This window comes from Streptomyces sp. UNOC14_S4, from assembly GCF_020740835.1.
Taxonomy (GTDB): Bacteria; Actinomycetota; Actinomycetes; order Streptomycetales; family Streptomycetaceae; genus Streptomyces.
Genome location: NZ_JAINFC010000160.1, coordinates 1 through 14,691 on the forward strand (window position 1 = coordinate 1; position 14,691 = coordinate 14,691).

Consider the following 14,691-nt stretch of genomic DNA (forward strand, 5'->3'; position numbering starts at 1 on the left):
TTGATGGGGTAAGGCTCCCAGTAGACGACTGGGTTGATAGGCCAGATATGGAAGCGCCGTAAGGTGTGGAGTTGACTGGTACTAATAGGCCGAGGGCTTGTCCTCAGTTGCTCGCGTCCACTGTGTTGGTTCTGAAATAACGACCGTGTTGATTTCCGGTCTGTTAATTTCATAGTGTTTCGGTGGTCATAGCGTTAGGGAAACGCCCGGTTACATTCCGAACCCGGAAGCTAAGCCTTTCAGCGCCGATGGTACTGCATGGGGGACCGTGTGGGAGAGTAGGACGCCGCCGAACAAATTTTCATAGCTCCGGCATCTGAACTTCGGTTCAGGTGCCGGAGCTTTTTTGTTTTCATGATGAAGTGCGGAGCGTCACGCCGCGTTAACGTCCGGCCGCCACTCTCCCGTCCATGGGGACAGCCAAGAGGCTCACAGCAGCGGGAATCGGCGCGGGCGACGAGGTCATCGTCCCCTCGTACGCCACCACGGACGCGGCCGAGGCCGTCCGGCGGGCCGGGGCCTCTCCCGTGTTCGCGGACGTCGACCCGCACACCCTCTGCCTCTCACCGGCCTCCGTCGCCGCCACCCTCACCCTGCGCACCGCGGCCGTGATGCCCGTTCATCTCTTCGGCCGACGCGCCGACTTGGCGGGTCTGCGGGCCGTGGCCACCCCGCGTGGGCTCCTCGTCCTCGAACACGAACCGGAGCCGCCCTTCTCCGACGCGGACACGCTGCGGCGGCGCCGGAACGCCACCTATCTCAACGCACGGCTCACGGGCGTCCTCACGCCCCGCACGGATCCCGAATTCCCGCACGCCTACCGGCTCTACGTCGTCCGGGTCCCCGGCAACGGACGGCCCGACCGGGACGCCTTCGCCCGCGCGCTCCGCGCCCGTGGGATCCGCTGCCACGTGCCCGTACAGACGCCCGTGCACCGGACGCCCTCGTTCAGGCGGGAGTTGTGGCTCCCGGAGACCGAGCGCGCCGCCGACGAGTGCCTCGCGCTGCCGGTGGACGGCGCGACCACGCAGCGGGAACTGCATCGCATCGCGGCCTCGTGCAACGCTCTTGGCGGGCTCCTGCGGGCCGCGGCCTAGCAGGCACTCCCATGGGTACTCCCACGTGGTCAAAAGGGCGTACGAACATGGGGTATGCTTTATCTCGTTGCTGGCCCCAATAGCTCAGTCGGCAGAGCGTCTCCATGGTAAGGAGAAGGTCAACGGTTCGATTCCGTTTTGGGGCTCCACAGAAAAGGCCCCCGCCAGTCGGCGGGGGCCTTTTCGTTTTCGTTGTGCGGGCGTAAAGCACGCGACCGTGAAGCAGCGACCGTAAAGCAAGGAGCCCCGGTTTCCCGGAGCCCCCGGGAAATCAGCCTTCCTGACGCTCCGGCACCCGCATCGCCAGGATCGCCATGTCGTCCGAGGCGGGCTCGGCGGCGAACCGCTCCACCGCCCGCAGGATGCGGGCCGCGACCGCGCCCGCCGTCAGGCCCGTGCAGTTCGACAGGACATCGCTCAACCCGTCGTCGCCCAGCATGCGCGCCCCCTCACGGCGCTCCGTCACGCCGTCCGTGACGCACAGCAGCACGTCGCCCGGATCGAGGGCCACCGTCTGCTCGTACAGCTCCAGGTCCTCCATGACGCCCAGCAGCGGCTGCGGGTCCGCCGCGGTCTCCACCGAGCCGTCGGGCCGCAGCCGCAGGGGCAGCGGGTGCCCCGCGCAGACCACCTTGAGGATCGCGCTGCCGTCCTCCTGCGGCCACAGCTCCCCGTACAGCAGCGTCAGGAAGCGGCTGCGGGCGCCCTCGTCCAGGATCGCGGCGTTGAGCCGCTCCAGGACCGCGGGACCGCCGTAGCCCTCGCGGGCCAGGAGCCGCAGGGCGTGCCGGGCCAGACCCGTCACCGCGGCCGCCTCCGGGCCCGTACCGCACACGTCGCCGATCGCGAAGCCGTAGGCGCCGTCCCGGATGGGGAAGAGGTCGTAGAAGTCACCGCCGACCTCGTTGCCCTCGCCGGCCGCGCGGTAGATGACGTCCACCTCGACGCCGGCGACGTTCGGCAGTTCCGGCGGCAGCAGGCTGCGCTGCAGCGACTGGCTGATGGCCGTGCGCTCGCTGTAGAGGCGGGCGTTGTCGAGGGCGAGCGCCGCCCGCCGCGACAGGTCCTCGGCGAGCTCCAGGATCTCCTGGCGGAAGTGGTCGTCCGTGGGCTTGCCGAGGACGAGCATGCCGATGACGCGGTTGCGGGCCATCAGCGACAGCACCACCGTCTCCCCGCCCACGGCCGCCGCCGTCGCGAGCGAGGCGCCGGGGCCCGCCGTACGCGCGATGTCCGCCAGGCCCAGGCTGCGCAGGGAGCTGCGCAGCGCCGCCGACTGCGCCGCCTCCGCGGGCGCGCGCCAGACGCGGGCCCCCGGCGGGAGGGCGGGCTCCGGCGGCGCGAGCTTGCCCAGCAGTGTCTTGAGTCCGTCGATGCGGTCCTCGTCCTCGTGCAGGACGTACGACAGCTCCGGGTCGGATGCGGGGTCGGCCACGGTGTAGACGGCGCACCAGGTGGCCAGCGTCGGTACGGTCATCTGCGCCATGAGGGCGAGGGTCTGGTCCCGGTCGAGGGTGCCTGCCAGCAGGTCGGAGGCCTCCACGAGGAACGAGAGCGAACCGCGGCGCAGACGTTCGAGTTCGTTCAGGCGGGCGCGCTCCACCGCCAGGGCGATACGGTCGGCGGCGAACTGGAGCCGGAGTGCCTCCTCGTTCGTATAGCGGCCGGGGCCTTCCGCGGCCACCCCGAGCGAGCCGGTGAGCCGGCCCTCGACCTTGAGGGGAACCGTGACGACGGAACGCATGCCCGTGTCCGCCAGCAGGGGAACGGCACCGGGTACGACGGCGAGATCCTCGTGGACCGCGGGCATCCGGGCGGAGCCGTAGCGGCCAGTACCGGCCTCGACGGGGACGCGGGCGAAGCGCTGCCGGGCCGACGGCAGGCCCGTCGAGGCCCGTACCTCCAGCTCGGTCTCGTCGTCCGTGGCCAGCAGCAGATACGCGGCGTCGCCGTCGAGCATGTCGCGCGCCCGCTCGACCGTGCGCTGGAGGAGGCCGTCGAGGTCGTCCGGGGCCGGGGAGCCGATGAAGACCTCGAAAGGGTCGGTGGCGGTGCCGCGCTCGCCGGCCGCGGCGTCCGAGGAGGGGGTGCGCTGGAGGCTCTGGAGCACGGCCCGCTCCTCCTCGCGCACCAGCAGGCAGACCGTGGAGGGCGCGCCCACGTTGTCCCGTACGCGCAGGTGGGAGGCGTAGACCGGGGTGATGCGGCCGTCGGCGTCCCTTATGCCGTACGAGCCCTCCCAGCGCGAGAGCCGCAGGGCCTCGGCGATGCCGGTGGAGGTGCCGGGGGTGTGCGGCCAGGCGGCCAGGTCGGTCAGCGGCTTGCCCGTGACCTGGTCGGCGGTGAATCCGAACAGCTCCCGGGCGTCGTCGTTCCAGGAGCTGATCGTGCCGGAGCGGTCGATCTGGACCACGGCGACGCGGACGCGGGTCTCGGCGACCGGCAGCGCCTCCGCGGGCAGCGCCGGGCCCGCCGAGCGGGTGCCCGCGGGCCGGTCGGGCAGGTCGAGCTGGAACCACACCTTCTTGTGGGCGCTGCTGTACTCGACGCCCCAGCGGGAGGCGAGGGCCGCGCACAGCAGCAGGCCGCGGCCGCCCTCGCGGTCGACGTTCGGGGGCTTGTGGACGGAGCCGTCCAGCGGGAGCTCGCGGTCCGGGTAGTGGTCGGCCACCTCGACCTTGACGCCGGTGTCCGTGCGCATGCACATGACGTCCGCGGCGGTGCCCGCGTGGACGACGGCGTTGGTGACGAGCTCGCTCGTGAGGACGACGGCGTCGTCCACGATGTCGGGGAAGCCCCAGCCCTGGAGCGTGTCCCGGACGAAGGCGCGGGCGGCGGCGACGGAACGCCCGACGGGTTCGAAGGTGGCGGCAGCCCGCGCGGTGATCACAGCACTCCCCATTGGCCTCTCATTGCTCCCCCGAGTCCTGTGCCCGCTTCTTGTGCCCCGGATTCATCCGCCAGGCTAAACCGTCGGATCAAGCGATGCGGACGGAGCTGCTTGTTTCGGGCCCAACGCAGTCCGGCGGCCGTGCACGCCCTCCGAAAGGACACGCACGGCCGCCGGGCCAAGGTCGGCTGTGTGAAAGACACCCCGCGCTGGGGGATGCTGCCGAACTGTTGTGACTCCGCCCTGACCCTCAGGTCGCGGCTTCTCGCCAGGCCGAACGGCCGTGACGAAGGACAAGCCCTGCCCGTAGCCCTCAACGAGTCCGCGAACGCGAGGTTACGTACCGACTGGCCACCGCTTCGGTGGGAGGGTGAAACACTGGGAAAGACTGAAGCGGAAGCCCGACGAGGATGATCGACCCAGCGGGAGGGACACGGTGGAGTCTGGCGCAGCGGCGCGGGGCGTGAGCACGCGCGCGAAAGGCGGACGGTCCCGGGCCAATGGGACGACGGAAGTGGACACCGCGGCCCTGAACCGGCTGTTGTCGGCCCTCTCCGCGATGCGGGACGGCAACTTCCGTAAGCGCCTGACCACTCAGGGCGACGGGGTGATGGCCGAGATCGCGGCCGTCTTCAACGAGGTCGCCGACCGGAACATGCAGCTCACGGGCGAGCTGGCGCGGGTGCGCCGGGTCGTCGGCCGGGAGGGCAAGCTCACCGAGCGGCTGGATGTCGGCCCCTGCGAAGGGGCCTGGGCGCAGGCGATCGACGCGTCCAACGCCCTCGTCGACGATCTCGTGCGGCCAGTGTCCGAGGTGGGCCGGGTGCTGTCGGCGGTCGCCGAGGGCGACCTCGAGCAGCGGATGGACCTGCGGGCACAGGGCGAGGACGGAGCCGCGCACCCGCTGCGGGGCGAGTTCCTCAAGGTCGGGCGCACGGTCAACGGCCTTGTCGATCAGCTGTCGGCGTTCACCGACGAGGTGACCCGGGTCGCCAGCGAGGTCGGCACGGAGGGCAAGCTGGGCGGACAGGCCCGGGTGCGCGGAATGTCGGGTTCCTGGAAGGATCTGACCGACTCCGTCAACACCATGGCCTCGCGGCTCACCGCTCAGGTGCGTGATATCGCTCTCGTCACCACGGCGGTCGCGAAGGGCGATCTCTCCCGGAAGGTCACGGTCCATGTGGCCGGGGAGATGCTCGAGCTGAAGAACACCGTGAACACCATGGTCGACCAGCTGTCGTCCTTCGCCTCCGAGGTCACCCGCGTCGCGCGCGAGGTCGGCACGGAGGGCGAGCTGGGCGGGCAGGCCCAGGTGCCCGGTGTCGCGGGTGTCTGGAAGGACCTGACCGACTCGGTCAACCTCATGGCCGGGAACCTCACGGCCCAGGTGCGCGGGATCGCGCAGGTCACCACGGCGGTCGCCAACGGCGACCTGTCCCAGAAGGTGACGGTCAGCGCGCGCGGCGAGATCGCGCAGCTCGCCGAGACGATCAACCAGATGACGGAGACGCTGCGCACCTTCGCCGACGAGGTGACGCGGGTCGCCAGCGAGGTCGGTGCCGAGGGCCGGCTGGGCGGCCAGGCCCAGGTGCCGGGTGCGGCGGGTACGTGGAAGGACCTCACCGATTCGGTGAACACGGCCTTCCGCAACGTCACCACACAGGTGCGGGACATCGCGCAGGTGACGACGGCGGTGGCCAACGGTGATCTGTCGCAGAAGGTCACCGTGGATGTGTCCGGCGAGATGCTGGAGTTGAAGAACACCGTCAACACGATGGTGGACCAGCTCTCGGCGTTCGGCTCCGAGGTCACGCGCGTGGCCCGGGAGATCGGTGTCGAGGGCGAGCTCGGCGGCCAGGCGACGGTGCCGGGCGCGGCGGGCACGTGGAAGGACCTCACCGACTCGGTGAACACGGCCTTCCGCAACCTCACCGGGCAGGTGCGCAACATCGCCCAGGTGACGACGGCGGTGGCCAACGGTGACCTGTCGCAGAAGGTCACCGTGGACGTGTCCGGCGAGATGCTCCGGCTGAAGAACACCGTGAACACCATGGTCGACCAGCTCTCGTCGTTCGCCGACCAGCTGACCCGGATGGCCCGTGACGTGGGCACCGAGGGGCGGCTCGGCGGGCAGGCCCGGGTGGACGGCGTCAGCGGCACCTGGAAGGAGCTCACGGACTCCGTCAACTTCATGGCGGGGAATCTGACCTCGCAGGTCCGGCAGATCGCCCAGGTGACGACGGCGGTCGCGCGCGGCGACCTCTCGCAGAAGATCGACGTGGACGCCCGCGGCGAGATCCTGGAGCTCAAGAACACCATCAACACGATGGTCGACCAGCTCTCCGCCTTCGCCGAGCAGGTCACCCGGGTCGCCCGCGAGGTGGGCACGGACGGCAGGCTCGGCGGCCAGGCACAGGTGCCGGGCGTGGCCGGTGTCTGGCGCGACCTGACGGACTCCGTCAACGGCATGGCGTCCAACCTGACCGCCCAGGTGCGCAACATCGCGGGCGTCGCCACCGCCGTGGCCCGCGGCGACCTGTCGCAGAAGATCGACGTGGACGCCCGCGGCGAGATCCTGGAACTGAAGAACACCCTCAACACGATGGTGGACCAGCTCTCCTCGTTCGCCGACCAGGTGACGCGGGTCGCGAGGGAGGTGGGCACCGAGGGCATCCTCGGCGGTCAGGCGGAGGTCCAGGGCGTCTCCGGCACCTGGAAGGACCTCACCCAGTCCGTGAACTTCATGGCCAACAACCTCACCTCGCAGGTGCGCAACATCGCCGAGGTGACCACGGCCGTGGCCAAGGGCGACCTCTCCAAGAAGATCACCGTCGACGCCAAGGGCGAGATCCTGGAACTGGTCACCACCGTGAACACGATGGTCGACCAGCTGTCCTCGTTCGCCGAGCAGGTGACCCGGGTGGCCCGTGAGGTGGGCACGGAGGGCCAGCTGGGCGGCCAGGCCCGGGTGCGGGACGTCACCGGCATCTGGAAGGACCTCAGCGACAACGTCAACCTGATGGCCAACAACCTGACCAGCCAGGTCCGCAACATCTCGCAGGTCGCCGCGGCCGTCGCCAACGGCGACCTGACCAAGAAGGTCACCGTCGAGGCGCGCGGCGAGGTCGCGCAGCTGGCCGACACCGTCAACACGATGGTGACGACGCTGTCGTCCTTCGCGGACGAGGTCACGCGCGTCGCGCGCGAGGTCGGCACCGACGGCATCCTCGGCGGCCAGGCGCGGGTCCCCGGTGTCAGCGGCACCTGGAAGGACCTCACCGAGTCCGTGAACTCGATGGCGTCCAACCTCACCGGACAGGTCCGCAACATCGCGATGGTGACCACCGCCATCGCCCAGGGTGATCTCACCAAGAAGATCGACATCGATGCGCGCGGTGAGATCCTCCAGCTCAAGACCACCATCAACACCATGGTCGACCAGCTGTCCTCGTTCGCCGACCAGGTGACCCGGGTGGCCCGCGAAGTGGGTACGGAGGGCCAGCTGGGCGGCCAGGCGCGGGTGCGCGACGTGGACGGCACCTGGCGCGACCTCACCGAGTCGGTCAACGAGATGGCTGGAAACCTCACCCGGCAGGTGCGGGCCATCGCCGAGGTCGCCACCGCGGTGACCCGCGGCGACCTCAACCTCAAGATCGACGTCGATGCGGCGGGCGAGATCCTGGAGCTCCAGGACAACATCAACACGATGATCGCCAACCTCCGCGAGACCACGCTCGCCAACAAGGAGCAGGACTGGCTCAAGGGCAACCTGGCCCGTATCTCCGGCCTGATGCAGGGCCGTCGCGACCTGGAGGACGTCGCCGGGCTGATCATGAGCGAGCTGACCCCCGTGGTCTCCGCGCAGCACGGCGCCTTCTTCCTGGCGATGCCCACGGGCGGCGGCCAGGGCGGCGAGGAGGACGGCTACGAGCTGCGGATGCTCGGCTCCTACGGCTACTCGCGGGGCTCGATGCCCACGTCCTTCCAGCCGGGCGAGACGCTCATCGGCACCGCTGCGCAGGAGAAGCGGACGATCCTGGTGGAGAACGTCCCGCCGGGCTATCTGAAGATCGCCTCCGGGCTGGGCGAGGCGCCCCCGGCCCATGTCATCGTGCTGCCGGTGCTCTTCGAGGGGCAGGTCCTCGGAGTGATCGAGCTGGCCTCCTTCCAGCCGTTCGCCCAGATCCAGAAGGACTTCCTCAACCAGATCGCCGAGATGATCGGCACGAGCGTCAACACCATCAGCGTCAACACCAAGACCGAGGTGCTGCTCAAGCAGTCGCAGGAGCTGACGGAGCAACTGCGCGAGCGCTCCGCCGAGTTGGAGAACCGTCAGAAGGCGCTGGAGATCTCCAACACCGAACTGGAGGAGAAGTCGGACCGGCTGGCCCGGCAGAACCGCGACATCGAGGTCAAGAACACCGAGATCGAGGAGGCCCGGCAGGTCCTGGAGGAGCGCGCCGAGCAGCTCGCCGTCTCGATGCGCTACAAGTCCGAGTTCCTGGCGAACATGTCGCACGAGCTGCGGACGCCGCTCAACTCCCTGCTGATCCTCGCGAAGTTGCTCGCCGACAACGCCGAGGGCAATCTCTCCCCGAAGCAGGTCGAGTTCGCGGAGACCATCCACGGCGCGGGCTCCGACCTGCTCCAGCTCATCAACGACATCCTGGACCTGTCCAAGGTCGAGGCGGGCAAGATGGACGTCAGCCCGACCCGTATCGCCCTCGTCCAGCTCGTGGACTACGTGGAGGCCACCTTCCGGCCGCTGACCGCGGAGAAGGGTCTCGACTTCTCCGTACGGGTCTCGCCGGAGCTCCCGGCGACGCTGCACACGGACGAGCAGCGGCTGCTCCAGGTGCTGCGCAACCTGTTGTCGAACGCGGTGAAGTTCACCGACACCGGCGCGGTCGAGCTGGTCATCCGCCCGGCGGGCAGCGACGTGCCGGACAACATCCGCGAGCAGCTGCTGGAGGCGGGCTCCCTGCGGGACGTGGACGGCGAGGTGATCGCCTTCTCGGTCACCGACACCGGGATCGGCATCGCGCAGAGCAAGATGCGGGTGATCTTCGAGGCGTTCAAGCAGGCGGACGGGACGACCAGCCGCAAGTACGGCGGTACGGGTCTCGGGCTCTCCATCAGCCGGGAGATCGCCCGGCTGCTCGGCGGCGAGATCCACGCGGCGAGCGAGCCCGGCCGCGGTTCCACCTTCACCCTCTACCTCCCGCTCAACTCGGGTGAGCTGCCGCCCCAGGGCTACCCGCAGCTCGCGCCCGGCGAGCACGAGGCGTCCGCCGGGGAGCCGACGGACGCGGGTGCGGGTGCCGCGGCCGAGCGGCCCGCCGCGTGCGCGGACCGGCCGTCCGAGCCGCAGGCGCGCGGCGCCGCCGGTCTCTTCCTGCGACGGCAGCGCGCCGCGCAGGCGGCGGGACAGTGGCCCGGGTCCGGGACCGAGGCGGGCGCGCAGGCGCCGACGGCCGGGCCGGCCGCGCCGGAGGGGCCGGTGGCCTCCCCGGGCGACGTCTGGCCGCACGAGCCGGTCGGTGACGCAGAGCAACCGTCCGGGCATGGCTTCGGCAACGGCTTCGGAGGCACCTTCCACGGCGAGAAGGTGCTGATCGTCGACGACGACATCCGCAATGTGTTCGCCCTCACGAGCGTCCTGGAGCAGCACGGGCTCTCGGTGCTCTACGCGGAGAACGGGCGCGAGGGGATCGAGGTCCTGGAGCAGCACGACGACGTCGTGGTGGTCCTGATGGACATCATGATGCCGGAGATGGACGGCTATGCCACGACGGCCGCCATCCGCAGGATGCCGCAGTTCGCGGGGCTGCCCATCATCGCGCTCACGGCCAAGGCGATGAAGGGGGACCGGGAGAAGAGCATCGATGCCGGAGCTTCCGACTATGTCACCAAGCCGGTCGACACGGATCACCTGCTGACGGTGATGGAGCAGTGGATGCGCACTGAGTGACGGTCAACCGGACGGTTCCTGACCGCCTGTTGACCGGCCGCGTCCGGGGACGTGTGGGAGCACGGGATTCGGGGAACCTTCTGGTCCCCCGCTACGTTTCCGCTATGTGCACAGTGACATCGCGGTGACAGGGTGTGGTGACCGCCGGGGTGCGGCTACCATGACCGGCACAAGGACGGGCGGCGCAAGGGAGTCGTCCCCTGGGGCGGCGCCCGGTGCTTCCCCCGGCTCCGAGAGCCGGGGCGACCCCAAGCCGGGACGAGGAGGACGGGGCATGGTTCAGAAGGCCAAGATCCTCCTGGTCGATGACCGGCCGGAGAATCTGCTGGCGCTGGAGGCCATCCTCTCGGCGCTCGATCAGACGCTGGTACGGGCATCGTCAGGGGAGGAAGCGCTCAAGGCGCTGCTGACGGACGACTTCGCGGTGATCCTGCTGGACGTCCAGATGCCCGGCATGGACGGGTTCGAGACGGCCGCGCACATCAAGCGGCGGGAGCGCACCCGCGACATCCCCATCATCTTCCTGACGGCCATCAACCACGGCCCGCACCACACCTTCCGCGGTTACGCGGCGGGTGCGGTCGACTACATCTCCAAGCCGTTCGACCCGTGGGTCCTGCGGGCCAAGGTCTCGGTGTTCGTCGAGCTGTACATGAAGAACTGCCAGCTCCGCGAGCAGGCCGCCCTGTTGCGCCTCCAGCTGGAGAACGGCCAGGGCCGCGGGGGAGCGGCGGCCCCGCAGGAGCCCGCCGGGCTGCTCGCCGAGCTCTCCGCGCGCCTCGCCGCCGTCGAGGAGCAGGCGGAGGCCCTCACCAAGCAGCTGGACGAGTCCGCCGACGCCGCGGCCGTCGCCACCGCCGCCCACCTGGAGCGCAAACTCACCGGGCTGCGGCGGGCGCTGGACGCCCTGGAGCCCGGCGCGGGCAGCGGTGCCAGCCCGATCCCCTCGCCCAGCTGACCGTTTCCCCCCGTCCGGCCGCCCGCCTGACGTCGCGTCACCCCCGGCACCGCGGAGCCGCGACACGAACGGGTGAACGCCGGGGCCCGGGTGTCCCCAGCGGCGGACGACGGTAATCTCGGCACCATGGCCTCACGTACGTCCGGCAAGGGTTCCCAGAGCACGGCGGGCACCTCGAAGCAGCGCGCCGGCCGTTCCGGGAGCGCCGTCGCGAAGAAGGCGCCCGCGAAGAAGGCGCCGCCCAGGCCCGCGGGCAAGGCACCCGCGAAGAAGGCGGCACCGCGGAAGGCGCCCGCCAAGAAGGCCGCCGCCAAGGCCGTCAAGCCGGCGCCCAAGAAGGCACCGTCCCCGACCAACGGCGTCTTCCGGCTCGTCCGGGCCCTCTGGCTCGGCGTGGCGCACGCCGTCGGCGCGGTGTTCCGCGGCATCGGCCGGGGTGCGAAGAACCTCGACCCGGCGCACCGCAAGGACGGCCAGGCACTCCTGCTGCTCGGCCTCGCGCTGATCATCGCCGCGGGCACCTGGTCCAACCTCCAGGGGCCGGTCGGCGAGCTGGTGCAGATGCTCGTCACCGGTGCCTTCGGCCGCCTCGACCTGGTCGTGCCGATACTCCTCGGCGTCATCGCGATCCGGCTGATCCGGCACCCGGAGCGGCCCGAGGCCAACGGGCGGATCGTGATCGGCCTGTCCGCGCTGGTGGTCGGCGTCCTCGGGCAGGTCCACGTGGCCTGCGGCTCGCCCGGCCGGGGCGACGGCGCGGGAGCCCTGCGGAACGCGGGCGGCCTGATCGGCTGGGCCGCCGCCCAGCCCCTGAACGTCATGCTCGGCGAGGTGCTCGCCGTGCCCCTGCTGATCCTGCTGACGATCTTCGGCCTGCTGGTGGTCACCGCCACCCCCGTCAACACCATCCCGCGACGGCTGCGCGGGCTGGGGATACGGCTCGGGATCATCGAGCCGTACCCGGGGGAGTACGAGGCGGGGTACGCCGACGACGCCGCGTACGGGGGATACGCCGACGACTGGCGTGAGCAGCCCGCGCGGCGCTCCCGGCGCACGGCCGCCGACCCGGTGGCCGCCGATGTGGACCGCGCCGAGGAGGAGACGCTCGGCAAGCGCCGCCGCCCGCGCGCCGCGGACCGCCCTCTGGACGCCATCGACGTGGCCGCCGCGGCCGCCGCCTCGCTGGACGGCGCCGTGCTCCACGGGGTCCAGCCGTCGCCGCTCGTCGCCGGGCTCAGCAACGGCATCTCCGCCGACCGGGAGGCCGGGACGGAGCAGACCCTGGAGGTCGGCGGGGTCGGCGAGACCGGCCCGGAGCGCGCGGGCGCGGTGCCCGGCGCGCGGGGTGGAGCGCGCGCCGGTGAACGTGCCGGAAAGGGCGCCGCCAAGCCCGTCGGCGTACCGGACCTCACCAAGGCCGCGCCCGAGCCCACGCCGGGGCTGCCCGCACGGGCCGAGCAGCTCCAGCTGTCCGGCGACATCACCTACTCCCTGCCCTCGCTCGACCTGCTGGAGCGCGGCGGCCCGGGCAAGGCCCGCAGCGCCGCCAACGACGCCATAGTCGCCGCGCTGACCAATGTGTTCGCCGAGTTCAAGGTCGACGCGGCCGTCACCGGCTTCACCCGCGGCCCGACGGTCACCCGCTACGAGGTGGAGCTGGGCCCGGCCGTCAAGGTCGAGCGGATCACCGCCCTCGCCAAGAACATCGCCTACGCCGTCGCCAGCCCGGACGTACGGATCATCAGCCCGATCCCCGGCAAGTCCGCGGTCGGCATCGAGATCCCCAACACCGACCGCGAGATGGTCAACCTCGGCGACGTCCTGCGGCTCGCGGACGCGGCCGGTGACGAGCACCCGATGCTGGTGGCCCTCGGCAAGGACGTCGAGGGCGGCTATGTGATGTCCAATCTGACCAAGATGCCGCACATCCTGGTCGCCGGTGCCACCGGTTCCGGAAAGTCGTCCTGCATCAACTGCCTGATCACCTCGATCATGATCCGGGCGACCCCCGACGACGTGCGTATGGTGCTCATCGACCCCAAGCGCGTCGAGCTGACCGCGTACGAGGGCATCCCGCACCTCATCACGCCGATCATCACCAACCCCAAGCGGGCCGCGGAGGCCCTCCAGTGGGTCGTGCGCGAGATGGACCTGCGCTACGACGACCTGGCGGCCTTCGGCTTCCGGCACATCGACGACTTCAACTCCGCCGTCCGCAAGGGCAAGGTCAAGCCCCCCGAGGGCAGCGGCCGCGAGCTGACGCCGTATCCGTACCTGCTGGTGATCGTGGACGAGCTCGCCGACCTGATGATGGTCGCCCCGCGCGACGTCGAGGACTCGATCGTCCGGATCACCCAGCTCGCGCGCGCCGCGGGCATCCACCTCGTGCTCGCCACCCAGCGGCCGTCCGTGGACGTCGTCACCGGTCTGATCAAGGCGAACGTGCCCTCCCGGCTCGCCTTCGCCACCTCCTCGCTCGCCGACAGCCGGGTCATCCTCGACCAGCCGGGCGCCGAGAAGCTCATCGGCAAGGGCGACAGCCTCTATCTGCCGATGGGCGCGGGCAAGCCCGTCCGCATGCAGGGCGCCTTCGTCACGGAGTCCGAGGTCGCCAAGGTCGTGGGCCACTGCAAACAGCAGATGGCCCCGGTCTTCCGCGAGGACGTCGCCGTCGGCACGGCGCAGAAGAAGGAGATCGACGAGGACATCGGCGACGACCTGGACCTGCTCTGCCAGGCCGCGGAGCTCGTCGTCTCCACCCAGTTCGGCTCCACTTCCATGCTCCAGCGCAAACTGCGTGTGGGATTCGCGAAGGCGGGCAGACTCATGGATCTGATGGAGTCGCGCAACATCGTGGGTCCGAGCGAGGGTTCCAAGGCCCGCGATGTGCTGGTCAAGCCGGACGAGCTGGACGCGGTGCTCGCGGTGATCCGCGGGGACGGCGGGGCCTAGCCGGAGCGGACGCCCCCGCTCCCGGCCGGCGCCTGCCGTCCGCCGGGAGCCGGGAACCCCTCGGAAGCCCGCCGGGAGAGTCGGGAATCTCCCGGAAGCAGCCGGGAAACCTCCGGAAAGGACCGGGAACCTCCCGGGAAAGGGCCGGGAAACCCCCGGAAGAGGAACCCGGCCGACCGTTTCCCTCGGCCGTACGCCGAGTTGATGGAGAGGGGGCGGGCCGATGATCCACCGTCGGCGCCGGAGAAGCACCTGATGGCGTACAAAGTCCGTCTTTCCGCTTGCCCGATGTTTTTGCATCGCCCCTAGACTGAATCTCCAGCAGGTGGCTACACGCTCGAAAGGCGCCCACGTGTCCATCGGCAACTCACCCGCGGACGCTCCCGCGGACGACGAACGGCCCTCCATCGGCCAGGCCCTCAAGCAAGCCCGGATGAGCGCGGGACTGACCGTCGAAGAGGTCAGTTCGACCACTCGGGTACGCGTTCCGATCGTTCACGCCATCGAGCAGGACGACTTCTCACGTTGCGGCGGCCACGTCTACGCCCGAGGGCACATCCGGATGCTCGCGACCACGGTCGGCCTGGACCCGGCGGAGCTGCTCGCCCAGTACGCGGCGGAGCACGGCGGGCGCCCCGCGCCGACCCCGGCGGCCCCGCTGTTCGACAGCGAGCGCATCCGGTCGTCCGAGCCCCGGCGGCCCAACTGGACGGCCGCGATGGTCGCCGCGATCGTCGCCGTCGTCGGCTTCGTGGGCTTCACCCTCTTCAACGGCGGCACCAAGAGCTCGGGCGACTCCGTCGCGGCCGACTCCCCCTCCGCC

At 70.5% G+C, this 14,691-nt stretch carries 6 protein-coding genes, 1 tRNA gene and 2 rRNA genes; 8 read left to right on the plus strand and 1 reads right to left on the minus strand.

Features of this window, described 5'->3' with window-relative positions:
- The 4 genes from K6I34_RS16505 to K6I34_RS16520 form a co-directional block, all read left to right on the plus strand.
- A 23S ribosomal RNA gene (locus tag K6I34_RS16505) occupies positions 1-105 on the plus strand; the annotation flags it as partial.
- Positions 106-178: 73 nt separating this feature from the next.
- Positions 179-295, plus strand: a 5S ribosomal RNA gene (gene rrf, locus K6I34_RS16510).
- 115 nt (positions 296-410) lie between these two features.
- Positions 411-1,097, plus strand: a complete 687-nt coding sequence (locus K6I34_RS16515; RefSeq protein WP_229326845.1) for a DegT/DnrJ/EryC1/StrS family aminotransferase — start codon at positions 411-413, stop codon at positions 1,095-1,097.
- Positions 1,098-1,170: 73 nt separating this feature from the next.
- Positions 1,171-1,246: transfer RNA gene (locus K6I34_RS16520), tRNA-Thr, on the plus strand.
- A 122-nt stretch (positions 1,247-1,368) separates the two neighbouring features.
- Here the strand turns inward: K6I34_RS16520 and K6I34_RS16525 are convergent.
- The gene (locus tag K6I34_RS16525) at positions 1,369-3,987 is read right to left on the minus strand and encodes a SpoIIE family protein phosphatase (RefSeq protein WP_229326855.1); all 2,619 of its coding nucleotides are present in this window, start codon (positions 3,985-3,987) and stop codon (positions 1,369-1,371) included.
- A gap of 436 nt (positions 3,988-4,423) precedes the next feature.
- On the opposite strand from K6I34_RS16525, the gene K6I34_RS16530 reads away from it, so the two are divergent.
- The 4 genes from K6I34_RS16530 to K6I34_RS16545 form a co-directional block, all read left to right on the plus strand.
- On the plus strand, positions 4,424-9,958 hold the full coding sequence (locus K6I34_RS16530) for a HAMP domain-containing protein (protein WP_229326847.1): 5,535 nt from the start codon (positions 4,424-4,426) through the stop codon (positions 9,956-9,958).
- Positions 9,959-10,232: 274 nt separating this feature from the next.
- On the plus strand, positions 10,233-10,916 hold the full coding sequence (locus K6I34_RS16535; protein ID WP_229326849.1) for a two-component system response regulator: 684 nt from the start codon (positions 10,233-10,235) through the stop codon (positions 10,914-10,916).
- 126 nt (positions 10,917-11,042) lie between these two features.
- Entirely contained in the window at positions 11,043-13,868 is a 2,826-nt protein-coding gene (locus K6I34_RS16540; protein WP_229326851.1) for a DNA translocase FtsK, read from the plus strand.
- 352 nt (positions 13,869-14,220) lie between these two features.
- A partial coding sequence (locus K6I34_RS16545; RefSeq protein ID WP_229326853.1) for a RodZ family helix-turn-helix domain-containing protein occupies positions 14,221-14,691 on the plus strand: 471 nt, incomplete at its 3' end.